15 protein-coding genes are annotated in these 24729 nt (G+C 63.3%); 3 read left to right on the forward strand and 12 right to left on the reverse strand.

The annotated features are described in order from the left end of the window. Positions 1-9: 9 nt before the first annotated feature. The 10 genes from ASF84_RS16515 to ASF84_RS16560 all read right to left on the reverse strand — a co-directional run bounded on the left by ASF84_RS16515 (position 10) and on the right by ASF84_RS16560 (position 13549). Positions 10-840 (reverse strand): class II aldolase/adducin family protein, encoded by an 831-nt coding sequence (locus ASF84_RS16515; protein WP_056839889.1) that lies wholly within the window; start codon positions 838-840, stop codon positions 10-12. A 644-nt stretch (positions 841-1484) separates the two neighbouring features. Further along, positions 1485-2435: a D-isomer specific 2-hydroxyacid dehydrogenase family protein gene (locus ASF84_RS16520; protein ID WP_056839890.1), complete on the reverse strand. Its 951-nt coding sequence runs from the start codon at positions 2433-2435 to the stop codon at positions 1485-1487. A gap of 92 nt (positions 2436-2527) precedes the next feature. Further along, positions 2528-4183, reverse strand: coding sequence for a dipeptide ABC transporter ATP-binding protein (locus ASF84_RS16525; RefSeq protein ID WP_056839891.1), 1656 nt, complete (start codon positions 4181-4183; stop codon positions 2528-2530). Then, positions 4180-5055: an ABC transporter permease gene (locus ASF84_RS16530; protein ID WP_201783681.1), complete on the reverse strand. Its 876-nt coding sequence runs from the start codon at positions 5053-5055 to the stop codon at positions 4180-4182. The genes ASF84_RS16525 and ASF84_RS16530 overlap by 4 nt, the downstream gene beginning before the upstream one ends. Next, positions 5052-6050 carry an ABC transporter permease gene (locus tag ASF84_RS16535; RefSeq protein WP_056839892.1) on the reverse strand — a complete coding sequence of 333 codons (999 nt, stop codon included), beginning with the start codon at positions 6048-6050 and terminating at the stop codon, positions 5052-5054. The genes ASF84_RS16530 and ASF84_RS16535 overlap by 4 nt, the downstream gene beginning before the upstream one ends. A 208-nt stretch (positions 6051-6258) precedes the next feature. Beyond that, the gene (locus ASF84_RS16540; protein ID WP_056839893.1) at positions 6259-7860 is read right to left on the reverse strand and encodes an ABC transporter substrate-binding protein; all 1602 of its coding nucleotides are present in this window, start codon (positions 7858-7860) and stop codon (positions 6259-6261) included. After that, the gene (locus ASF84_RS16545) at positions 7857-9218 is read right to left on the reverse strand and encodes an LLM class flavin-dependent oxidoreductase (RefSeq protein WP_056840181.1); all 1362 of its coding nucleotides are present in this window, start codon (positions 9216-9218) and stop codon (positions 7857-7859) included. Before ASF84_RS16545 ends, ASF84_RS16540 begins: the two co-directional genes overlap by 4 nt. Before the next feature lie 94 nt (positions 9219-9312). Beyond that, entirely contained in the window at positions 9313-11748 is a 2436-nt protein-coding gene (locus tag ASF84_RS16550; RefSeq protein WP_056839894.1) for a TonB-dependent receptor plug domain-containing protein, read from the reverse strand. A 6-nt stretch (positions 11749-11754) separates the two neighbouring features. Further along, on the reverse strand, positions 11755-12714 hold the full coding sequence (locus ASF84_RS16555) for an ABC transporter substrate-binding protein (RefSeq protein WP_056839895.1): 960 nt from the start codon (positions 12712-12714) through the stop codon (positions 11755-11757). Positions 12715-12718: 4 nt separating this feature from the next. Further along, positions 12719-13549 carry a class II aldolase/adducin family protein gene (locus ASF84_RS16560; RefSeq protein WP_056839896.1) on the reverse strand — a complete coding sequence of 277 codons (831 nt, stop codon included), beginning with the start codon at positions 13547-13549 and terminating at the stop codon, positions 12719-12721. Positions 13550-14096: 547 nt separating this feature from the next. On the opposite strand from ASF84_RS16560, the gene ASF84_RS16565 reads away from it, so the two are divergent. Continuing rightward, a complete protein-coding gene (locus ASF84_RS16565) occupies positions 14097-15137 on the forward strand; it encodes an ABC transporter substrate-binding protein (RefSeq protein ID WP_056839897.1) in 1041 nt (346 codons plus the stop codon). An 81-nt stretch (positions 15138-15218) separates the two neighbouring features. Here ASF84_RS16565 and ASF84_RS16570 read toward each other — a convergent pair whose 3' ends face one another. Beyond that, positions 15219-15965, reverse strand: coding sequence for an outer membrane beta-barrel protein (locus tag ASF84_RS16570; RefSeq protein ID WP_056839898.1), 747 nt, complete (start codon positions 15963-15965; stop codon positions 15219-15221). A gap of 202 nt (positions 15966-16167) precedes the next feature. Here ASF84_RS16570 and ASF84_RS16575 point away from each other — a divergent pair, with 202 nt between their 5' ends. Both ASF84_RS16575 and ASF84_RS16580 read left to right on the forward strand, forming a co-directional pair. Beyond that, positions 16168-16407: a hypothetical protein gene (locus ASF84_RS16575; RefSeq protein WP_056839899.1), complete on the forward strand. Its 240-nt coding sequence runs from the start codon at positions 16168-16170 to the stop codon at positions 16405-16407. 1121 nt (positions 16408-17528) lie between these two features. Next, positions 17529-19382, forward strand: a complete 1854-nt coding sequence (locus tag ASF84_RS16580; protein WP_056839900.1) for an ABC transporter ATP-binding protein — start codon at positions 17529-17531, stop codon at positions 19380-19382. A gap of 110 nt (positions 19383-19492) precedes the next feature. Here ASF84_RS16580 and ASF84_RS16585 read toward each other — a convergent pair whose 3' ends face one another. Then, on the reverse strand, positions 19493-24631 hold the full coding sequence (locus ASF84_RS16585; protein ID WP_056839901.1) for a RecQ family ATP-dependent DNA helicase: 5139 nt from the start codon (positions 24629-24631) through the stop codon (positions 19493-19495). Positions 24632-24729 lie beyond the last annotated feature (98 nt).

Below are 24729 nucleotides of genomic sequence, written 5' to 3' on the forward strand. Positions count from 1 at the left end.
ACCTGACGATTAATCCTTGTAACCGGTGCCCAGGCGATCCAGCTCGCGAATCAGCGCGTTCCAGTGGCGGGCCACACCGGGACCGTTGCCATCCTTGAAGACCCGGGCCTGCTCCTCGACCTTGGCGACCACGTCAGGGGGCGGCAGGATCAACTCATCGTTGCCGGCCGATTGCGCGGCAATCTGGATATTGCAGGCGTATTCCAGGCCATGCAGTTGCTGGAAGGCATGGGCCACGCTCACCCCGCCGGTCAGCAGGCCATGATTGCGCAGGATCATCACGCTTTTACTGCCCAGGTCGGCCACCAGGCGCTCGCGCTCGTCCAGCTCCAGCGCCACGCCCTCGTAGTCGTGATAGGCGATGCGCCCGGAGAAACCCAGCGCGTGCTGCGAGATCGGCAACAGGCCGCGCTTTTGCGCCGACACGGCAATGCCGTCACGGGTATGAGTGTGCAGGACCGCCACCAGGTCCGGACGCGCACCGTGGATGGCGCTGTGGATCACGTAGCCTGCGTAGTTGATGCCAAGGCCGGTCGGGTCGTCGACGATCGTGCCGTCCAGGTCGACCTTGACCAGGTTCGAGGCGGTGATTTCGTCGAACAACAGGCCGAAGGCGTTGATCAGAAAGTGCTCTTCGGGGCCTGGCACCCGCGCCGAAAAGTGCGTGTAGATATGATCGGTCCAGCGCTTGTGGGCCGCCAGGCGGTAAGCGGCGGCCAGTTGCACCCGCACCTCCCACTCGGCAGCCGAGACGCGGTCACGCACCGAGGCCGAGGCCGAGGCCGAGGCTGAGGGTTGGGGGGCATCCTGCTGGATGGGCAAGGCACTGACGTTGCTCATGGGGTGGCTCCTGAAGGGCATGTAAAGCATGTGGCGCCAGACTATGCGCAGAAGCGGATCTTTAAAAAGCACATTTTCTTCTAAGCTAATTATTAAAAAATAGAATATTAAAAAGACGCTTTATGCTCTTGTTCGCGCTTGCCCCCATTACCGACCCCTTTGCCAGGCGGAGGTCTTGTTCTTTTGACCTGCCTGGAGCCTGAACATGACCGTGCCATCAAGTCGCCCACTGACCCTTGCGTTGCACGTCAAACGGACACACGACACGCCAACCAGCACTGGCGCATGGACGCCATTTTCGCCCTGGCACGGGCAACACATGGCGGTCGCAACGAACCGAAGATGCACGGGTGTTGCGCTGCTGCACCGCGCCAAGGCGGCGCGCCAAGGCGGAGCACTGTCGCGCAGCAAACACTGGACCGGTGTAGGAGCGCGCTTGCCCGCGACCGGCTGCGTTAGCAGTCGTAAAATTGTGGCGTTTCGCAGATTTTTAACGTGTTCACGGCTGTAAATCTGTGGCGTTTCGCAGATTTTTAACGTGTTCACGGCTGTAAATCTGTGGCGTTTCGCAAATTTTACGACTGCTGCGCAGCCGGTCGCGGTGGTCCGGCATTCCGGCAGAGCGCGCTCCTACCGGCGGTGTTTCAATACCCTCTGGCGAAATCCACCACATCGCCCAACGGTTCGTTTTTGTGATAACGCAGCAGATTGGCCACGAAGTGTTCGACGATGTTGTGCCAGATCACGCCGCTGGCCGGGGACACGTGGGGTGACAGGCGTACCTTGGGGTGGGTGTAGAACGGGTGGTCCGCCGGGGTCGGCTCGATGGCGGTGACGTCCAGGGTGGCGCGGCTCAGGCGGCCTTCGTCCAGGGCCTGGACCAGGGCGGCTTCGTCGATCAGGCTGCCGCGGGCAATGTTGACCAGGTGCAGGCCAGGTTTGGCGTGGTCGAGCAATGCCTTGTCGACCAGGTGACGGGTCGATGCGGTGGCCGGCGCGGCCAGCACCACGTGGTCGGACTCGGCAAACAGGTGTGGCAGGCCGTCGGCGCGTGCTACACCGGGCACGCCAAAGGGCTTGCCGGAATGGTTGACGGCGATGACCTTGACCCCCAGCGCCTGGGCGCGAATGGCCAGGTCGCGGCCGATGGCGCCAAAGCCGACGATGCCCAGCGTACTGCCGCTCAATTGCTGCAACGGGAAGCGCTGCCATTGCTCGACGCTGTCGATCCACACCTCGGGGAACTGCTTGACCTGTGCCAGGATCGCCGCCAGGGCAAATTCGGCCACCGCCACAGAAGCGGTGCCACGCGCCGACGACACCGGCAGGCTGTCGAACAGCCAGGCCGGGTAACCGTCGATGCCCGACGAGGTCAGTTGCACCCACTTGAGGTTGAACGGCCAGCCGGCCGGCTGCTCGGGCAGCTCCTGGGTACGGAAGTTGCCGAAGAATGGCCGGGTCAGCAGAATGCTCGCTTCAGGCGGCACCTCGGGCGTGCCCTGGCCAATCGGCACGATGGTGTATTCAGGCAGGCGCTGGCGCAGCAAGGCGTTGATTTCTTCATCGTGCTGGCTGGCAATCACGGTAAGGGGCATGCATCACTTCCTGTTCAGTCAAGTCATGTCGGCATCCTAGCAACCCGCATTAAATGCCGAAAATGAATTAAAAATATAAGCTAATATGCATTTTAATAATTAAAAGCAGGCTCCTTCATAACTGCCTGAGCCTGCAGATAAAGGCGTCCCGGCACATCAGCCAGCAATTGCGCCGTGTAAGGCGATGACGGCGCTTCAAACACTTGGGCACAGGCGCCCTGCTCCACCACCCGGCCTTCGCGCATGACCACCACCTGGTCGGAGATCTGCCGCACCACGGCCAGGTCATGGGAGATAAACAGGTAGGTCAGGCCTAGGCGCTGCTGCAACTGGCTGAGCAGCTCCAGGATCTGCGCCTGCACCGAGACGTCCAGCGCCGACAACGCTTCGTCCAGCACCAGCAGTTCCGGTTCCAGGGCCAGTGCCCGGGCAATCGCCACGCGCTGGCGCTGGCCACCGGACAACTCAGTGGGCCGGCGTTGCAGCAAGTGCGCCGGCAGTTCCACCTGCGCCAGCAACTGCGCGGCGCGTTCGGCCCGCCAGGCGCGGTCGCCAACGGCAAAGGCGTGTAAGGGTTCGCTGATGATCTGCGCCAGGGTCCAGCGCGGGTCCAGCGAGGCATAGGGGTTCTGGTAGACGATCTGGATGCGCCGGCGCAGCGGCTGCCACTGGCGCGCCGACAGGCCCACAAGGTCCTGACCGTCAAACAGCACCTGGCCACGATCGGCCTGCTCAAGCCCCAGGATCAACCGGGCGGTGGTCGACTTGCCCGAACCGGACTCGCCCACCAGGCTGGTGGTGCCGTGCCGCACCACGTCGAACGACACCGCCTGCACCGCCGGCTGGCCAGGGTTGCGCCAACTGGAGAAGTCCTTGTGCAAGTGCTTGACCTGCAACAGCGGCACTGCACTGGCTGCACGCGCATGCAGCGCCGGGCGCACACGCTGCCGGGCTGCCGCCAGGCTGGGCGCGGCACTGAGCAACTGCCGGGTATAGGCATGCGCCGGCTGTTCGAAAATCGCCCGCGCCGAGCCGGTTTCGACAATCCGCCCGTGCTGCATGACGATCAGGCGGTCGGCCCGGTCCAGCGCCACGCCCAGGTCATGGGTGATCAACAGCACCGCCGTGCCGCGCTCGCGGGCCAGTTGCTGCAACCGATCAAGCACCTGGCGCTGCACGCCGACGTCCAGCGCGCTGGTGGGCTCGTCGGCGATGATCAGCGGCGGGTCGTTGGCCAGGGCGATGGCGATCAAAATGCGCTGGCGCATGCCACCGGACAACTGATGCGGATAGCTGCGTGCCACCCGCTCGATGTCACGCAGGCCCACTTGCTGCAACAAGGTCCGCGCACGCTCGCGGGCTTCACGGCGCGCCACACCGTGCACGGTCATGGCCTCTTCCACCTGGCGGTCGATGCGCTTGACCGGGTCCAGCGACAGGCCCGGGTCCTGGGGCACAAAGCCCACCTGCCGGCCGCGCACAGCGCGCCAGTCCCGCTCATTCAGTCCGACCCGCTCAAGACCGGCCAGGTGCAGGCTGCCGGCCTCGATCACGGCATTGCCGGCCAACAGCCCGACCAGCGCGGCGGCGGTGGTGGACTTGCCCGAGCCGGACTCGCCGACCACGGCCACGATCTCGCCGGGGTACACCGCAAAGCTGACCTGATCGACGCCCTCGACCCGACCGCGCTCGGTCTGATAACCGATGCGCAGGTCCTGCACCTGCAAGACAGGCATTGGTGCACTCATCGCCGTACTCCTTGCAGGTCCTGAAGGGCACGGGCGAGCTGGTTGGCCGCCAGCACCACGGCGGCCAGTACCAGGCCCGGCAAGCTGGTGTACCACCAGGCGGCGACCATGTAGTTGCGGCCTTCGGAAATCAGCAGCCCCCATTCCGGCTGCGGCGGTGGTGCGCCAAAACCGAGAAAGCTCAGCGCCGACACCGACAGCACCGCCGCGCCGAACTCCAGTGCCGCCAGGGCCAGCACCGGGCCGGCGGCGTGGGCCAGGATATGTCCGTAGATGATGCGCCACGGCCCGACTCCAGAGACGCGTGCGGCTTCGACAAACAGGCAGGTGCGCCAACGCAGCACCTCGCCGCGCACCAGACGGGCAAAGGTCGCCACCGATGACAGTCCCACCGCCAGGGCGATGTTCAGGGTGCCAAAACCGAGCACCGTAATGATTGCCATGGCCAGCAGCAGCGAAGGAATCGCCATCAGCACTTCCACCACACGCATCAGCACCGCGTCCAGCCAGCCACCGAAATACCCGGCGACCACCCCCAGGACAATGCCGAGCAATAAGGCAATCAGCACCGCCAGCGCCGTGGCCTGCAACGACAACGCCGCGCCATGCACGGCCCGGCTGTACAGATCGCGGCCCAGGTGGTCGGTGCCGAACCAGTGCCCGGCGCCAGGTGGCTGCAACGCCTGGGCCGGCTGGCCGAGCAAGGGGTCGTAATGGCTGAACAGCCCGGGCCACAACGCCCAGGCCAGGGCCAGGAGCAGCACGGCAAGCCCCAGCGGCAGCAGCGGACGCTTGCGCAGCAGGCGCCAGGCGGTGTGCCACCGCACGGCACCGGGTGAACGCGGGTAAGGCATGGCTACAGACAGGTTCATCGCTGACCTCCACGGATGGATTGACGCAGGCGCGGATCGAGTAAGGGGTACAAGAGGTCCACCAGCAGGTTGACCGCAATGAAGATAAACGCAGCCAGCAGCACCACGCCCTGGACCATCGGAATGTCCTGGCTGCCGACCGCCGCTTGCGCCAGGCGCCCGACGCCCTCGCGGGAAAATACGGTTTCGGTGACCACCGCGCCGGCCAGCAAGTTGCCGACCACAACGCCGGCCAGGCTCAAGACGGGCACGGCAGCGTTGTGCAGCAGGTGCACGAACAACAGGCGCCGGTCGCTGACGCCCTTGGCGCGCAAGGCTTCGGCAAACGGTTGCTGGCGCACGCCGGCCAGCGAACGCACCAGCACTTGGGCGATCACGGCAGCCGCAGGAATGGCCAGGGTCAGCGCTGGCAGTATCAATGAGGCAAAGCCCCGGTTACCCATGGCCGGGAACCAGTGCAGGTTGAACGAGAAGCCCTGCAACAGCAGCAGGCCGACCCAGAACGTCGGCAGCGACACCGACAGGGCCGGCACTCCCAGCAAGGCGTCGCGCAGCCAGGGCCAGCGCGTCAGGTTGGCCGCCAGCGCCAGGCCGATACCCCCGAGCAAGGCCAGGCCCAAGGCCAGGAAGGTCAGTTGCGCGGTGGCCGGCAAGGCCTGCGCCAGGGCGGCCACCACCGACTCGCCGCTCTGGATCGAGCGGCCCAGGTCCAGCTGCAGCGCTTTCCACAAGGCGATGCCGTACTGCATGGCCAACGGCTCATCCAGGTGATATTCGGCGCGCAGGGCCTGGATCTGCGCCTGGTCTGCCGCCGAGGGTTCGCCGTTCTGATTGAGCATGATGCTGACCGGATCACTGGGCAGCGCGTACAGGATCACGAACGACAGGCTGAAGGCAGCCCACAGCACCAGGGCGCTTTGCCAGAGCCGGTGCACAGCGGCCAGTGTCGCCTGCCGCCAGCGCCGCCCTGGGTGAGGGATAGAAAGGTCTGTCATCAGAAAAGTCTCACAGGTTGGCCAACAGCGGCCAGTAGGAGCGCGCTTGCCCGCGACCGGCTGCGCAGCAGTCGTAAATTTTCAGCGTTTCGCAGATTTTGGATGTGTTCACAGCTATAAATCTGTGGCGTTTCGCAGATTTTGCGAGCGCTACGCACTCGGTCGCGGGCAAGCGCGCTCCTACGGGCCAGAGGCATTGTCTGAAACGTTATTGTTTTTCCAGCCATGTATCGAAAAACTGCAAACGCGACGAGGCCTCGAAATGCAGGCCATTAACGCGCTTGCCGTGGGCAATTACCGTGGCCAGCTCGACCAGCGCAATGGCATGGCCCTGCTCGATCAGCTCGCGGCTGATTGCATCGACACGTTGCTGGCGTACCACCGGGTCCAGGGTCGCGGCGCTGGCTTCGAGCCTGTCATCCAGGGCATCACGCTGACGCTTGCCGTAGTTGCGGCCGCTGACATGGAACAGCGTGCGCAGCACGTCCGGGTCGGCCCGGGTCAGGTTGTAGAAGTACAGGCTGATGTCGCCACTGGCCTGCAAGGCCGCGACCTGGCTGATGGTGGTGCGGTTCAGGTTCAGCTCGACGCCCACGCCTTTGAGTTGCTGCTGGACCAGTTCCAGGATGGGCGTGTTCTGCCAGTAGTCCACCCGCAGGCTCAGGCGCTGGCCATCCTTGACCCGGACACCGTCGGCACCCGGCTGCCAGCCGGCCGCGTCGAGCAGCGCCCTGGCACCTTCCGGGTCAAAGGCCAGCAAGGCCGAGAGGTCCTTGTAATGCGGCGTGCTGCTGGCCAGTAATGCCGTGGCGGGCCGTTGATAACGGGAAATGATGCTGCGCAGTTGCTCGCGGTCGATGGCCTTGACCAGCGCCTGGCGCACACGCACGTCGGTATAGGGTGCGCGGCTCAGGTCCGGGGTCAGGTTGAAGACCACACCGGGATTGGCGCGGGCCAACAGCGGCAGGCCTTGAGATTCAAGGGTTTTCTCGTTCTGCGCCACCACCGCGGTGTCGACGTCGATCTGCCCGGACACCAGGCTGCCCAGGCGCACGCCGGATTCGGGCACGATCAGAAATTCGATGCCGGCCAGCCAGGCCTTGCCACTGTGGGTGGCCAGTGACGAGGCCCAGTGGTAGTCATCACGGCGCGACAGGCTGAGGGTCTGGTTGTGCACGAAGCGCTCAAGCTTGAACGGCCCGCTGCCGATCAACCGGCCCTGGCAACGGTCGGCCGGGCTGCTGGCCAGGGTCGCGTTGGCCAGCAGGCCCAGGCTCATGGTCGAGGTGGCTTGCAGGAACTGCGCGTTGGGTTGGTCGAAGGCGACCACCACGGTCAGCGGATCGGGAGTCTCGATGCCCTTGAGCCCGGCCAGGTAGGTCGCGCCCAGGATCGAACGGGCGCCCAGGGCCAGGATCTGCTCGAAGTTGGCTTTCACCGCCTGCGCATCGACCGCTGTGCCATCGCTGAAGGTGACGCCTTCGCGCAGATGGAAGGTAAAGCGGCGCGACTCGGCATCCACTTCCCAGCGCGTGGCCAGCCACGGCACGATCTCACCGCTGTCGGGATCCTGGTCGGTCAGCGAGTCGACCAGTTGCCGGCCGACATTGAGCGCCGTGTTGTTGCCAGCCTGGTGCGGGTCGACGCAGTTGGGGTCGCCATCGAGTGCGACCTTGAGCACGCCTCCCGCCACCGGCGTGCCGGCAGCGGCCTGGACGACGGGCGCCGACGACTCGCCACACCCGGCCAGCACCAGCAGCGCCAAGCCCAGGGCCGCGGGCTTGAAACCGCGGTTCAAAGGCCGGCTCATGCGGCACTTCCGGTGGCTTTGCGGTTGGCGATGTACGGCAGGCCGAGGTTTTCACGCAGGGTCGCGCCCTGATACTCGCGGCGGAACAACCCACGCCGTTGCAGCTCCGGCACCACGCCGCTGGCGAAGGCGGCAATGCCTTCGTGCAGGCCGGAGAACATCACGTTGAAGCCATCGGCGGCGCCTGCCTCGAACCAGCCTTGCAGGTCATCGGCGATGCTTTGCGGGGTGCCGATCAGGATCCGGTGCCCGCCAGCTGTCAGCTTGTTGAACAGCTCGCGCACCGTAGGCCGCTCTCGGCGGATCAGGTCGAACACCAGCTTCTGGCGGCTCTTGTGGGTGTTGGTGTCGAACTGCTCGGGCGGCAGCGGCACCACCTCGTCGAACGGCAGTTCAGACAGATCGAAGCCCAGGCTGGCGAAGCGCGAAATGCTGCGCAGAAAGGTCTTGGGCTCCAGCAATTGCTGCAACTGGTCATAGCGTGCCTGGGCCTCGGCCTGGGTCTTGCCGACCACCGGCGAGACACCGGGCAGGATTTTCAAGTGCTCGGGGTGGCGACCCAGTTTTGCCGCCTGCGCCTTGATCTGCCGGTAGAACGCCTGGCCCTGCTCGATTGTGTGCTGGGCGGTGAAGATCAGCTCGCCGGCCCGGGCCGCCAGCGCCCGGCCGGAGTCCGAGGAACCCGCCTGGGCAATCACCGGGTAGCCCTGCAGCGGGCGCGGCGCATTGAGCGGGCCGCGCACCTGAAAGTGCTTGCCGTGGTGGTTGAGCACATGCAGCTTGGCGGTGTCGAGAAAACGCCCGCTGGCCTTGTCCTGGACAAAGGCGCCGTGTTCGTAGCTGTCCCAGAGCCCGGTGACCACGTCGTAGAACTCTTCGGCGCGCTCGTAGCGGTCGGCATGCAGCACGTGCGCATCCAGGTTGAAATTCTCACCGCCACCCAGTGAGGTCACCAGGTTCCAGCCCACCCGACCGCCGCTCAAGTGATCGATATTGGCCAGCTTGCGGGCAATGTTGTACGGGTCGTTATAGGTGGTGCTGGCGGTGCCGATCAGGCCGATATGGCGGGTGACCATTGCCAGCGCCGGCAGCAGCACCAGCGGGTCCCAGCGCACGCTGTTGGGGCCGCGTTCGAGCACCTCCAGGTCGGCGTCGACATTGACCGTGTCGTTGAAGAACACCGCGTGAAAGCGCGCCGCCTCCAGCGTCTGGGCAATCCACTGGAAATGCCCGAAATCGCTGAACGAATCAGGCGCGGCACTGGCATGCCGCCAGCTGGCACCCATGATCCCGGCGCTGGGAATGAAGGCGCCGAGCAGCAGTTGCCGCTCCGGTGTTTTATTGTCTGTCGTGCTCATGAACATGCTCACCCAATTATTGATATTGACCCCAGGCCGCAGGACCGGCTTCAGCCGGGAAGCAGCCCCTGCGGCCAGACGCGGCGGTTAAAGATCAGAAGTCATAACTCAGGCGGGTGTACCAGAAGCCGCCATAGGGATTGAACGGCGAGATGCTGCCGAATTTTGGAAAGCCATTGACGTCACCGGCCGGGTAGCCGTTGTTGTCGGCGCGCACGTCGAACAGGTTGTTGGCCCCCACCGCCAGGCCGAGCTGATCGGTGACCGCGTAGGCCACTTCCAGGTCGGTGATCCACTTGGCGCCGAAGGTGGCGTCGTAGTTGGGGTTCGCATCCCGGGCAATGACCTTGTCGTAGCGGGTCACGCCCAGGTTGATGTCGAAGCGGTCGATCTTCCACTGGCCGCTGAGGATCAGCTTGGTCTTGGGGTTGGCCACGGTCAGGTAGCTCTGGGCCACGCGGTCGAACAACTCAAGGCCGCTGCCGGCCAGGGCACCGGGGGTGGACTTGATGCTGTCCAGCTCGGTCTTGTTGTAGTTGAACGCCACGCCGTACTTCACCGTGCCGAAGCGGCCGTAGTCGACCCGGTAATCGGTCACCAGGTCGAGGCCGCGGGTGGTGGTGTCGGCGGCATTGGTGAAGTACTTGACCCGGTAGCCGGGTGTGTAGCCCTGCTGCTGCAGGATCTGGTTGACGCCGCTGCCGAACAGGAAGCCGGTCAGGGCAATGCGGTCCTTGATCTCGATCTGGTAGGCATCCAGGGTCACGTTGGCCTGGGGCAAGGGCTTCCAGGTCAGGCCCAGGCTGATATTGCGCGACTTTTCCGGTTCCAGGTCTTCAGCGCCCAGGGCGCGGGCCAGCGGCGAGTCGACCCGGGCGGTCTTGGCCTCGACGAACTGCGAGACACCATTGACCGTGGTGTACTGGTTGGAGGTTTGGGCATAGGCCGACTGTGACAGTGAAGGCGCACGAAAGCCGTTGCTCAGGGTGCCGCGCAGGGCGAACTCGGGGGTGAAGTCATAGCGCGCCGAGACCTTGCCGCTGGCGGTATTGCCGGCACTGTCGTCGTATTTCTCGAAGCGCCCGGCCAGGCCCAGGTACAGCTTCTCGGTCGGGTTGACGCCCAGGTCCAGGTAAGTGGCATAGCTGTTGCGGCTGGCCTGGGCCGCGTCTTCCGGGGTCAGGGTGATTGCGCCCTGGGCACCCACCGCCGCCGGCTGGCCGGCCAGCGGGCCGCTGGGGTAGATGTAGCCGCCGTTGATCCAGGCTTCGACATCCTCTGACTCGGTCTTGTAGCGCTCGTGGCGGTGCTCGGCGCCCCAGGACACTTGCAGTGGCTTGGCCAGGCCGACATCGAAGGCGCGGGTCAGGTCCAGGTTGTTGGTCCACTGGTCGAAGGTGTTGGTGTAGCTGTCGAAACGGGTCGGGCTGGCCGGACCCAGCGAGGCATTGAGGCTTTCGTCGGAGCCGGCCAGGGATCGGGCCCGGCCAAAGGTCGAACTCAGGTCCCAGTCCCAGCCGGCGACCAGGCCCTTGGCACCGGCGGCGGCCTGGAAGTCGGTTTCGTCGAGGGTATAGAACGGCGCGGTGCCGTCCGGGTAGATCTCGGGAATGATGTTGGTCGAGTTCGGCCGGCGATAGTTCTGCCCGCCCCGGGCCTCGCGCTGGCTGTAGGTGCTGAACGAGTACAGGGCCAGGTCGTCGTTGATCGGCAGCTCGGCGTTGTACGCCAGATTGTAGCCCTTGATCTTGGGCAGGCCGTTGCGCTGCACCTGGCGGTCGGCACCGGCCTCGCGGGCATCGCCGGGGAAATACAGGTTGCCGGTGGCATCGCGCGAGCGCACGGCAGTCTGCTGCGACTTGGCGTCGACCGAAATGTTCAGGAAGCCGTCATTGGGCAGCGCAAAACCCGAATTGACCGCCGAGCGGATCGTGCCGCCGTCGCCGCCTTCATAGTATTCGCCGTACTGGGTACTGGCCGAGCCACCGTGGTCGGTCTGCTTGAGGATGATATTGATCACCCCGGCAATAGCGTCCGAGCCGTACTGCGCCGAGGCACCGTCGCGCAGCACTTCGACATGGTCGATGGCGCTGACCGGAATCAGGTCCAGGTCCACCGGGTTGGTGCCGTAGGCCGAGGACGAGTCGAGGTTGATCACCGAGCTGTTATGGCGGCGCTTGCCATTGACCAGCACCAGCACGTTGGAGCCGTTCAGGCCGCGCAGGCTGTAGGGCCTGGCAATGCTGTCGTTGGAGCTGCCCGAAGGCCGCTGGCTGAAGGACGGCAGGGCTTTTTCCAGGGCGCCGCGCAGGCTGGCGGAGCCGGTCTTTTCCAGTTGCGCACCACTGACCACGTCGATCGGTGCCGGGCTGCTGGTGACGGTGCGTGCTTCGCTGCCACGCGAACCGGTGACGACCACGGTTTCCAGGCTTTCGGGGGCCTCGGGTGCGGCGTACAACGGCTGCAAGGCGAAGCCGGCCAGCAGCAAAGGCGTCAGCGCCAGAGGCGTATTGAGGGAAAGGTATTTCATGGCAGGTCAGGCTTCCAGAAAGGGTTTGAAGTCGTCTTGCCACAACGGGCGTACATCGACGCGCTGACGGACCAGACGGTTTTCGAAAAAGGTGTCGGCAACGTGCTGTGCCGAACGGATAGCCGGTTCGCTGATCGCTTCCAGGCTCACGGGCCGGTCGCGCTCGCGGAACTGGCGCAGGTAGAGATCGGCGGCGATGCCGGTCAGGCTGGCGCTGTGCTCGGCCCAGGCCTGCGGATGGGTCGCCACCCAGGTCCAGGTGGCCCGCTCGCGGCGCAGAAAATCACCGATCTGCGCGCGCTTGACTGTATCCTCCAGCGCCCCGTGGCGCGCCGCGATCAGGGTGTTGCCCAGAAACAGGCTGGCGTTTTCCAGGCGCACGCCTTGCTCGGCGGTGGCCTGCAAGGCGCTGATGCCACCGGCCACCAGAGCGTCGACATGACCGCTGCGAAAGGCGATCAGCGCTTCCTGCATGGGCATGGGTACCGGCTGGATGTCGCTCAGGCTCAGGCCCGCACGGTTGAGCAGGTCGATCAGGTAATACTGGTTGTTGGTGCCACGCACGTAGCTGACGCTGCGGCCCTTGAGATCGCTGACCCGCTCGATGCCGGCTGTGCGCGACACGATCAGGCCGATGTCCTGGCGCGCACCGGGTAGCACGGCGACCACCGCCAACGGCACCTGGGCGATGGCCGCAAAAACCGGCGGCACTTCGCTCATCTGCGTGTAATCCAGGCTGCCGCTGCGCAGGGCTTCAAGGACGAGGGTGCCGCCGGCGATGTCGACCCATTGCACCGGGTAAGGTGTGTCGGCCTGGCCGGCCAGGCTCATGTACGAAGCGGCCGAGCCCTTGTAGCGCCAGACGCGCAGCGGCTCGGCGGCCTGCGTCAGCACCGGTGCAAGCAGGCCGCCAGCGGCCAGGGTGGCGCTGGCACCAAGCAGGCGGCGTCGTGTCAGGACAGTCATCGCCTCACGCCAGCAGGTCAGGTTGCAGGGCAATGATCTCGTCCCACAACGGCTGGAAATTAAGCCAGGCGAACAGTTCGCCACGCGCCCGGCCCTGGGCGGTGAGCGGATCGACCGGCGGCACCACCGGCACCCCGGCGGCACGGGCCAGCAGGTGCGAGCGCGCCACGTCTTCGGCCAGGATGAAACGCCAGGCGGCACTTTCGACACTCTCGCCGGTGGTCCAGACCCCGTGGTTCTGCCAGAACAGCAAGTTGTTGCCAGCAAAGCTGTCGACGAACGCGGCTGTGACGCGGTCGCGGTCGTTGTCCAGCAGGCCCTCGGGGGTGCGCAGGTCATGCCGACGAAAGATCGCCTGATCCTCGATAAAGGCCCCCGACTCGGCCGTGATGGGGTCGAACAGTTGCCCCAGTGCCGACCAGGTGCGGCCATGAAAGCCATGCAGGTGAGCGATGCCGACCACTTCGGGGCGTGCCTGCTGAATGCCATCGTGCAGTTCCAGCGCGCTGGTGTTGAGCAAGCCCTCGCCCTCTACCACCTGCCCCTGGCGATTGACGCGCAACAGGTGGGAAACCGTGATCTGCGAAAACGGCACGCCCAGCGGGTTGATCCAGTAATGCTCGGGTTCAACAGGGTCACGGGCGGTAAAATGCCCGGCCAGGCCGACTTCGAAACCGTAGCGGGCAAACAGGCGATAGGACGCGGCCAGGCGCTGTTTGCGGTGCAGGCGTTCTTGCAACGGGTCCTGGTGACGAGGCACCGCTTCGAGCTGCAAACGGTTGTTGGCGTGGGGCAGTTTCAGCAGGCTGTTGGAATACGCGGGGGTGTGGCTCATGCCGGATACTCGGGCTGATGCTCGTCTTGGCGAGCGATAGTCAGGGCGAACGCGGGCGCTGGGCGTCGTGCAGGGCTCAGGTCGGATTCACGGTGCAAACCGGGTGCGCGGTGCAAGACCGACGCGTGGGGGATGGAATCAGGTATTCATCGCTGGGAACCCTCGCATGATGGTGCTGACAGCTCTCCTCCACCGTGCGAGGGGTCGGGTTGAGCGTGCGCAGGCGCAAGGCCTGCGCATCGAAAAAGAGGCCTGGCGTCCTGCCAGGCAATTGCGCTATCCCTGCCGGCCCGTACGCAACGAAAAAGACGCTGCCCGGCGGCCGTGGCTAGAACATAAGCGCAGGTCAGGTCGCTGTGAAATTCTTTATTGGCATAACCTAATATTAATATTGGTAATTAATATATTTCTTATTAATTAGCTAAAAGCATAAAAATACGGAGGCTAATCTGGCTTATACATATTCAATTTTGATATTTAAATTTATTTTTTAATTCCCATATGATCCATGTCGTAAATGCCATCCTCGACAGACCTCGGAGCCTGCATGACTCAGCCTACCCGTTTCTTCCCGCGCTTCAGCCGCCTGGCCACTGCCCTGGGCCTGTGCTCCAGCCTGCTGGCCGGCGCGCTCATGGCCCCGGCGACCGCTCAGGCCGAAGGTGAGATCCGCATTGCCGAACAGTTCGGCATTGTCTACCTGCTGCTCAATGTGGTGCGCGACCAACACCTGATCGAGAAACACGGCAAAGCCGATGGCCTGGACATCAAGGTCGACTGGACACAGTTGTCAGGGGGCTCTGCGGTCAACGATGCGCTGCTGTCGGGCTCGATCGACATCGCCGGTGCCGGCGTCGGCCCGTTGCTGACCATCTGGGACCGCACCAAGGACCGGCAGAACGTCAAGGCGGTCGCGTCGCTGGGCAATTTTCCGTACTACCTGGTGAGCAATAACCCGAACGTCAAGACCATCGCCGATTTCACCGAAAAGGACCGTATCGCCGTGCCGGCCGTGGGTGTGTCGGTGCAGTCGCGCTACCTGCAATACGCCGCCGCCCAGCTGTGGGGCGACAAGGAATTCAATCGCCTGGACAAGTACACCGTCAGCCTGCCGCACCCGGACGCCACGGCCAGCCTGGTCGCCGGCGGCACCGAGCTGACCGGCCATTTCTCCAACCCGCCCTTCCAGGACCAGGCCCTGAAAAACCCGAACGTGCACGTGGTGCTCGACACCTACAAGCTGCTTGGCCCGAACTCGCCGACCGTCTTGTTTGCCACCGAGAAATTCCGCGCCGAGAACCCCAAGACCTATAAGGCGTTCATCGAGGCGTTGAGCGAAGCCGAGACGTTTATCAAGAACGACATTGGTGCAGCTGCCGACACCTACATCCGTGTGACCCAGTCAAAAATCGACCGCGCCGAGCTGCTGCAGGTCATCGACAAACCTGAGTTCCAGTTCACCATTACACCCAGGAACACCTATCCGCTGGCCGAGTTCCTGCACCGTGTCGGCGCGATCAAGCACAAACCGGCTTCGTGGCAGGATTATTTCTTCCAGGACGCCTTCAACCCGCTCAAGGGCAGTTGAGCAGGCTGAGGGGATAAACGAAAAAAGCGGACCGTGTTCAACACGATCCGCTTTTTGCTGTTACCGGTCAGGTCAGGGCAATCAGAATGCCATGCCGACCTTGACGCCAAACTCATCGCGCTTGAGCTTGGTGTTGTCAGCCACCTCCGAATCGCCGTCCAGCTTGTATTCGGTACGGGTGTAGTACACGCCGGCCTGGATCGGCAGGTCGCCTTTCTGGTTCATCAACAGGCTGACTTCGGCGTATGGGTTGGTACGGTCCTTGAGGTCGACGCTGTCGTTGCCGAAATCTTCGACATCCAGCTTGGCACGGCCATCGAGGGTGCGACGGGCGCCCAGCTCGACACGCAGGGTCGAGGTGTCGAACTGGTGGTTGTAGCCCAGCGCGGCCTTGGCGAACGGCGACTTGTTGGTCAGCTCGACATCGACGCCATTGATCGCCGGCTCAAAGCGCGACCAGCTGTAGCCACCGCCCACGATCACATCGACGAAGTTGCGGGCGTCCAGCGCTGCACGCCAGCCCAGGTCCAGGTCGGCCTGGGCTTCCTTGAGCTTGTTGTCGTTTTTCTCGCCGTACTTGGCCTGGCCGCCAATCTGGTACACCAAGCCCGACTCGGCTGTCATCTTGTTACCGAAGTTGGCAAACACGCCGCCCTGACCCAGGTGGTCGGTGTCGGACTCATCGCCACCTTCGAACTTGAATTTGTCGTAGCTGCCCAGCAGGCCAAAGGTAAACAGCGGATCGGTGCTGGGCGCAGCTACGGCAGCCAGGGGTGCACCCAGCAGGGCCAGGATGCAGGTGTGACGTAGCAGTTTGCGCGTGGACATGTCTGAAAAGTCTCCATGACTGAGGGGTTGGATAAACGCACCACTATGAGGCGCAGGGTGTGTAAAAAGTTCGAAATAAATTGACGACCGGGTCAGGAATACAGGTTTTTGCAATGGCCACACGGCTTGAGCAAGGCGCTGTCGGGCTGGACCGGGCAATTGCTGTTAGGCTCTTGTTGAACCCGAACACAAGGTGAATCCCATGTCGATGGCTGACGTCGTGATGACCGACACCGCGAGGAATGAAGCACTCAAGATACTGGCCGAGATCGAACAGGCCGAAGGCCTGCTGGAAATGTCCCAACTGGCCGGGGTCGCCGAGGGCTTTACCCGAGGGCTGGCCTGCGGGCTGGCGATTACGCCAGAGGATCTGCAGAGGCTGGAAGACGTGTTCGATACGGCGATCAATCGCCGGATGGGGGCGATCAGGCGGGGGGAGTGATGACTGGCCAATCCTTGAAGGCATGGCCTGAATAACAGGACCTCAAGGGTTCATGCCACCCGTCAGGCGCGCCGCAATCAGCTGTGGGAGGGGCCGCTCGGCGCCCCGATCTGCCTTCTAAGACGGCGGTCCAGGCGCAATGGATAGGTCGGACTGACTGACCTCTTCGCCGGCTCTGCCCGCGATGAGGCCAGCAAGCCCAGTCTGTCACATCGCCATCGCCGGCAAGCCGCCTCCCACAGTCGGTGCCAGACACAAAATCCTGAGTGACATCAAACCTGTGGGAGGGGGCTCTGCCCGNGTCTGTCACATCGCCATCGCCGGCAAGCCGCCTCCCACAGTCGGTGCCAGACACAAAATCCTGAGTGACATCAAACCTGTGGGAGGGGGCTCTGCCCGCGATGAGGCCAGCAAGCCCAACACACCTGCTGCGTCTGTCACATCGCCATCGCCGGCAAGCCGCCTCCCACAGTCRGTGCCAGRCACAAAATCCTGAGTGACATCAAACCTGTGGGAGGGGGCTCTGCCCGCGATGAGGCCAGCAAGCCCAACACACTGCGTCTGTCACATCGCCATCGCCGGCAAGCCGCCTCCCACAGTCGGTGCCAGACACAAAATCCTGAGTGACATCAAACCTGTGGGAGGGGGCTCTGCCCGCGATGAGGCCAGCAAGCCCAACACACGGTGCCAGACACAAAATCCTGAGTGACATCAAACCTGTGGGAGGGGGCTCTGCCCGCGATGAGGCCAGCAAGCCCAACACACCTGCTGCGTCTATCACATCGCCATCGCCGGCAAGCCGCCTCCCACAAGGTGTCGACAGCGATATGGCGGGCAAACTGTACAGCGCAGGGTACTGCAGACCATCAGGCCCACTTGAAAACACCGTGCAACCAAATCCTGGGCACCCTTGCAGCAATAACGCGCCCCAAGCTGTCAAGATTGCCGACCTCTGGAACGCGCGCCCTGCCGGGCTGACGTTTCAAGCACTGACCCGAGGCCGGTGCGTTGATCTTCCAGGCTGAACGCCTGCCGAAGACAGTCAGATCCACCGGCCCCTGGCTCTGCCCTTCCCCGTTCGATGGCACAATTGCCTTGACCTGATCATTCTGGAGTCCCTCATGCTGGGAGCATTTGAACGCAAGCTTGACCCTTTTCCGCCCGACGAGGCGCCGCCGCCGCCCGAAGGCATGGCGCGCTTTTTGTGGGCGTGCACGCGCGGTGCGCGTGGCTACATTCTGGCGTTTGCCCTGCTCAGTGCCGGCGTGTCGATTTACGAAGCCTGGCTGTTTTCCTTCCTCGGCCAGGTCGTGGACCTGTTGTCGACCTGGCAAGCCGGTGGTGATACGGCCGGACAGGAAAGCCGCGTACTCTGGGGCATTGGCATCGTCCTGGTGGTCAGCATTGTGCTGGTGGCGCTGCGCACCATGGTCCAGCACCAGATCCTGGCGATCAACCTGCCGTTGCGGCTGCGCTGGGATTTCCATCGCCTGATGCTGCGCCAGAGCCTTTCGTTCTTTTCCGACGAGTTCTCCGGCCGGGTCACGACCAAGGTCATGCAGACGGCGCTGTCGGTGCGCGAGGTGCTGTTCACCCTGATCGAGATTGTGCTCGGGATCGGCGTGTACTTCATTGCGATCATTGCCCTGGCCGGCGGCTTCGACCTGAAGCTGATGCTGCCTTTCCTGGCCTGGGTCGTGCTGTTCGGGCTGGCCATGCGCTATTTCGTCCCGCGCCTGGGCAAGGTCGGGCAGGAACAGGCCAACGCGCGCTCCTCAATGACCGGGCGTATTTCGGACGCTTATACCAACATCACCACGGTAAAACTGTTCTCGCACTCCAAGCGCGAGGCGCATTTTGCCCGCGCCGCGATGGAGGATTTCAAGCAGACCGGCTTTCGCCAGATGCGCCTGGTCAGCCAGTTCGAGATCGTCAACCAGGCGCTGGTGGTGGCGCTGATCATGGGCGCCGGCGGCTATGCCTTGTGGCTGTGGCACCAGGGCGAAGTCGGCACCGGGGCGGTGGCGGCCATCACCGCCATGGCGCTGCGCATCAATGGCATGTCGCACTGGATCATGTGGCAGATGACGTCGCTGTTCGAGAACATCGGCACAGTGCAGGACGGCATGGAAACCCTGACCCGCGGCCCCAAGGTGCAGGATGCACCGGACGCGAGCGCGCTGGTCACTTCCGGCGGTGCGGTGACGTTCGATAATGTGAGCTTCAACTACAACGGCGAGCGTCAGGTGCTCTCAGGCCTGAACCTGGATATTCGCGCCGGCGAGAAAATCGGCCTGGTGGGCCGCTCCGGGGCCGGCAAGTCGACGCTGATCAACCTGTTGCTGCGCTTTTACGACGTCGACAGCGGCGCGATTCGCATCGACGGGCAGAACATCGCGCAGGTCACGCAAGACAGCCTGCGCAGCGCCATCGGCATGGTGACCCAGGACACCTCCCTGCTGCACCGCTCCATCCGCGACAATATCGCTTACGGCCGTCCCGAGGCGACCGACGAGCAGATCCGCAGCGCTGCCGCCAGTGCCCAGGCCGATGGTTTCATCAGCCAGTTGAGCGACAAGCAGGGCCACTCCGGCTACGACACGCTGGTGGGCGAACGCGGGATCAAGCTGTCCGGTGGCCAGCGCCAGCGTATCGCCATTGCCCGGGTCATGCTCAAGAACGCGCCGATCCTGCTGCTGGACGAGGCCACCAGTGCGCTGGACTCGGAAGTCGAGGTGGCCATCCAGGAAAGCCTCAACGGCATGATGGAAGGCAAGACGGTCATTGCCATCGCTCACCGCTTGTCGACCATTGCCGCCATGGACCGGCTTATTGTCATGGATGACGGGCGCATCATCGAACAAGGCACCCACGCCGAGCTGCTGGCGAAGAACGGTATCTATGCGCGGCTGTGGCAGCACCAGAGTGGCGGGTTTCTGGGAGAGGATCAGGGCGTGGCCGAGGCGATGGAATAAACGCCCACGCCGGCACTGCGCTTGAACGGCAGGTACGTCGCTTGTCGTTCAAGGCCGCCAGGCCAGCCCATGAGCTGGCCTTTTTGCTGCAATCGGCCGAGTCTGGCTACTCAGGATTTGTGCCCCCCCACCCTCCTTCTGGGGACGACCACTTCCCACCGCTCGCACCGGCTGAAATCCCGGTACTGCGCTTCGCTGTCCTGCGCAAAGCGCACCAGCACGGCCGCCACCTCGCACTCGTCAAAGCCTGCGTGTGGCTGAAATGACCTGGCAGTCCTGCCTACGACATTGCCATGACGATCGACAAACACAAACCGTTCGGCCTCACGCCTGAAGGTCAGCGGATCGCCCTCGCCAAGCCGGCCCAGGGCCTGGTGTATCGGCGCTTCGGCGCACTGGCGCCCGGCAAAACCTATGTCGATATCGCCCAGCGCCATGGGCTCGAAGCGCTTTTCGAGGGCCGGGCAATAAACAGCTTGCACGCGACGCGATTGCACCTCGTGAGTCAACGCCGGGCTGAACGGATTGCCGTCGGCGAACTCGCACAGGGTCAGGGTCTGTTCGGCACGGGTCATGCCGACGTAGTACAGACGGCGTTCATCGCATAGCGTGTCGGCCTGCCGGCTCCAGCCACCGTCGAGTACCGTCACATGGCGAAATTCCAGGCCCTTGGCCGAATGAATTGTCCCCAGGTACAGGCCTTTGGCCGGCTGTTGGCGCAATTGACGGGCATAGTCATACAGCCAGTCGACCAAAGCCTGGGGGCTGATCTGGCAACTGCCCAACTCTCCTTGCAGTTGCTCACAGGCGGTCTGGAAAAATCCCGCCCATACGCCCTCGATCAGCGAGGCCCTGGCCGACAGGTGCTGCCAGGCATCGTCGGCGCAAAGCGACTCATCCAGACCGCGCAGGTAATCGATGACCGCCACGAAGCCGCGCTGTCGGGTGGTCGGCAAAACCGTATCCTTGTTGGCCGCCAGAAAAAACGGGACGTCGTGCTGCTCGCACCAGGCCTGGATCGGCCACAGGTAACGATGTGTACGGGCCAGGATGGCGCAGCCATCCCAAGTGCCCTGCTCCAGCGTCAGCAGGCGTTGCAGTTCTTGCAGAGCCGCTTGTGCCTGCAGATTGCCATGCTCGCAATCATGGCGGTCAAGCAACAGGCGCAGGATCCGGCCGTGCCGCTGGGTATCGCGATGCGCCCATTCGCCACCGTCGGCATGCGCCTGGCGTGCCAGATCGATGCGGATAGGGTGAGCCTTTTTCAGCCGTGCCGGGTTCTGCCCGATGGTGTCGTTGGCGGCCTGGATGATGGCGTTCGAGGAGCGATAGTTATCGACCAGAAAGCTGATCGAGGCATCGTACTCTTCGCGAAACCGTTCGATATAACGGTTGTTGGTTTCGCGCCAGCCATAGATGTTCTGGTCATCATCGCCCACGGCCATGATGCACAGCCGGCCATCCTCCTGGGTATGCCGTCCGGCCAGCGCACTGACCAGGCGGTATTGCAAGTCGTCGATGTCCTGGTATTCATCGACCAGAATGTAGCGATAGCCACGCAGCAGTTGTTCACGCAGGTCGTCTTCGCCTTCGATGCTGCGCTTGCCTTCGAGCAACTGGACCGCATCGTCGAGCACTTTCCTGAGCGCAGGTTCATCGACACTGTCGCCGCGCTCGAAGCGGCTACCGGTCAGGCGCATGGCCAGACTGTGGTAGGTCAGTACGCTGACACCGTAGGCATCGCTGCCGACCAGGGCGGTCAGGCGCTTGCGAATCTCGTTGGCGGCATGACGATTGAAGGTCAGCGCCACGATGCTGGTCGGCGGCACACGCCGCACGCGCAGCAGGTAGGCGATACGGTGCACGATGACCCGCGTCTTGCCCGAACCCGGGCCGGCGAGCACCAGCCGGTTGAGGTCGTCATCGTCGGCAACGATCAGTTTCTGGGTGGTGCTCAGGCTGTCGATAATCGCTTTCCAGGAGCCCTCGCTGGTGGCCAGCTTGAGCACCTCTTCACGCCCGGGGAAATAGCGCCTGATAAAGGCTTGCCTGGGGTCTGTGAAGTAATGGAGCACCAGCTGCAATGCCTGCGTCATTTCCTTGAGCGCCACTTCGGCGTATTCGCGCATCACATGCACCTGGAAGCGCTTTTCACGATAGTGCTCGTCAAGACGCAGGTAATCCTCCTTGAGAAAGGTCTTGCGTTTGTCTTCCTTGTGTATGTGCAGGGTCATGGCGCGACGCATGACCGTCATGCCGTGGTTGAGCGTCAGGACTTCCTGGCGGTGCAGGTAGAGCAATACATGCTCGACCACTTTGCGCCGCTTGTGGGGGGCGATCAGGTGCGGCAACTCCAGATCGGCCTCGATGACCTTGACCAGCTCGCCGAAACTGGTCTCGACCAGCAGGTCGGCGCCGCGCAAGCCTGGCGGCAGCTTGCCCACCAGAAATGCGACAAACTGACTGGCCAGGACGCGGCGCACTTCGCCAAAACGCACGATCTTTGCCCAGGTATGACCGCCCTTGACCCGCAGCTTGAGGTAATCACGGTTGAGCTGACGCAGCTCGAAACTACTACGTTGCTGACCGTCGCTGTCATGATCCTGGGCCAGGCTGCGCAACAGCCGCAGCACATGCAGCGGCAACAACGCCTGCTGGTCAGTAACGGCCTTGAGTTCGGCGGTCAAAGGCAGCAAGTTGAGATCCTGCCAATCACCATGCCCGGCATCCGGTGCCTGCTCGCTCAGGCAGTGCAACAGCGCGTTTTCCAGTTGCAACGTTGTGTGCAGGCGCTGGCTGCTCGCACCGGCAATGCCATGACGCAAATACAGTGTGAGCTGCGAGTCATTGACCAGCAGGCCCATCTCTTCGAGTTGCTTGAGCACGCAGGCCACCTCGTCCGAGGTCAGCCCGGTCAGGGCCATCAACTGGTCGGTGTTGACCCGCTCGTCAGCACCGGCGCTGTAGAGAAAGCGCAGGATGGCACGAAACTCCTCAAGCCGCCGGGCCGGCAGCCGGGCCTGCAGCAAACGCTTGTCGGCCTCTTCGGCGCTGACTTCCAGGCGCGCCGGAAAGATCTGCGTGTGGTTTTCTTCGCGCTTGAGGTAATCGCCACGCTCCAGCCAGGCGACCGCAGTAACGACCTTGGTTTCGGCGTCGCGGTCATCGGCTGCAAAGCTGGTTTCCACGGCCTCGTCCATGAGTATCTCGCCGGCGGTCAGCACCAGCTTGCCGCCTTTGCGCCGGTGACTTTCGCTGCGCAACTTGCGAAGGATCTGTTGGATGTCGCGCATGGTAAGCCGCGAGCGTTCGCTCAGGCCGAACTGGGTCTCGATGTCCTGGGCGTCATACAGCAAGACGCAGCGCGCCTGATCCTGATCACGTCCGGCCCGGCCTGCTTCCTGCAAATAGTTTTCCAGCGAGCCGGGGATGTCGGCGTGCACGACCAGCCGGATGTCGGCCTTGTCCACTCCCATGCCGAAGGCGTTGGTGGCGACAATGATCTGCAGCCGACCAGCCTTGAAGTCATCCTGAATATCGGTTTTGGTATTGGGCTCAAGGCCGGCGTGGAAGTGCCGGCACGACCAGCCCTGGTCGATCAGGAACCCGGAAAGCTCCTCAGCGCTTTTACGGCTGGACACGAAGACCACCGCCCCACCCGCCTGGTCGTCAAGGTGCTCATGCAACAGGCGATCTGTGTAGGGCCACTTTTCTGCCCGGGTGCAGGGCAAGACATCGAAATGCAGGTTGCGCCGCTCATGGCTGCCAGCAAACAGCTCGAACTCGATGCCCAGTTGTTCCTTGAAGTGACTGCGAATGTCGGCCATCACATCCGGTTTGGCCGTGGCCGTAAAACAGCCAATCGGCGCCAGTGGCTGATCACCGGTGTATTCGCGGATAAAGCGCGAGACATAGAGGTAGTCGGGGCGAAAATCGCTGCCCCATTTGGACAGGCAATGCGCCTCATCGAACACCCAGGCACCGACCTGACGCTGGCGAATGGCCCGCCGAAAGGCCTTGTTGCGAAACTGCTCGGGCGAAACCAGCACAATGCCGACATCACCCATCTGGATCTTCTCCAGGACGTCTGCACGCTCGGGCATGCTCAGCAGGCCATTGAGGGTCGCCGCGCATTGGACGTTGCGCGCCAGCAGGCCGTCGACCTGATCCTTCATCAACGATTGCAGCGGTGAAACGATCACCGTAAGGCTGCCATTGCGATGAAAGCGATTGAGCGCCGGCAACTGATAGCACAGCGACTTGCCGCCCCCGGTCGCCAGGATGGCCAGTACATGCTGCCCGCGCATGCCGGCCAGGACGATGTCGTGCTGCAGGCTCTTGCCCGGCGTCTCGTAACGAAAGTCTGCGAAGCCGAAATAACACTGCAATTGATGGCGCGGGTTGTGGGTGGTCTGGCAATACTGACAATCGCGCTGCCCGCAGGGCTGATCACGCAACTGTGCAATCAGCCGCCCCACCGCTGGAAACTGATGACGCACCCAGGGTGCCAGTACCGAATTGCCCCCCGACACCCGCAACCAGGCCAGTGCATAGGCCAGCGGCCAGTGCAGATCCTGGTTGCACAGGTCTTCATCAAGCAGTTGCGCAAGGCGTGTGCGGCAGACTTTCAGATCGCGTTGCCACGAAGGATCGGTTTCCTGCAGCACATGCACGATCAGCGGGCCAAGTTCGGCCAAGGGGATGGCTGGCTGGCCAGTGATGGCCATGAACAGCGCGCTCAAATCGCTCTGCGAATCAGGTGCCAGCAGCGCCTGATAACACAGCAGTTCGTGGCGACTGGCCTCGTTCAACTGCGCAAGCGCTGCACGCTGATCATTGAACAGCACCAGGGTCGAGCGGCAATCGGACAACGGTGAGTTGAGACTGTCGCGGATGAGTTTGTAGTCCTTGATCAGCCGGTGATAAGGATTCTGAGGGAAAGCCAGGGGCGAAAGGCGTAGCGTGTCGATGACGGCCAGTGCATGCAGGGCCAGGTGCGGCGCCTGTTCGCTCAACAGTGGCAGGTCATGCTGGATGACATTGTGACCGAGCACGAAGCTGGCGCCGGTACTCAGTGAGTCCAGACGTTGCAATGCAGACAAAGGGTCGGCCGCTACAGGCAGCTCGAGTTCAGTACCAAGATCAGGGCGCAGCGCACCGATCGATGTGATACGCGCCGGTTTTCCCTCACTGGGCGGTACGCACTCAAGGTCAAAGATCAGGCCGTTGGGCGGGGTGACAAACGACATTGCGCAGCAGTCCTTGCGTCAGAATCTGTAACCATTCTAATGCGAAATGTTCACTGAGCAGGACATTGAGGGGGGTGCGTCAGACACGGACTGAACAT

This window comes from Pseudomonas sp. Leaf127 (assembly GCF_001423155.1).
GTDB lineage: Bacteria > Pseudomonadota > Gammaproteobacteria > Pseudomonadales > Pseudomonadaceae > Aquipseudomonas > Aquipseudomonas ovata.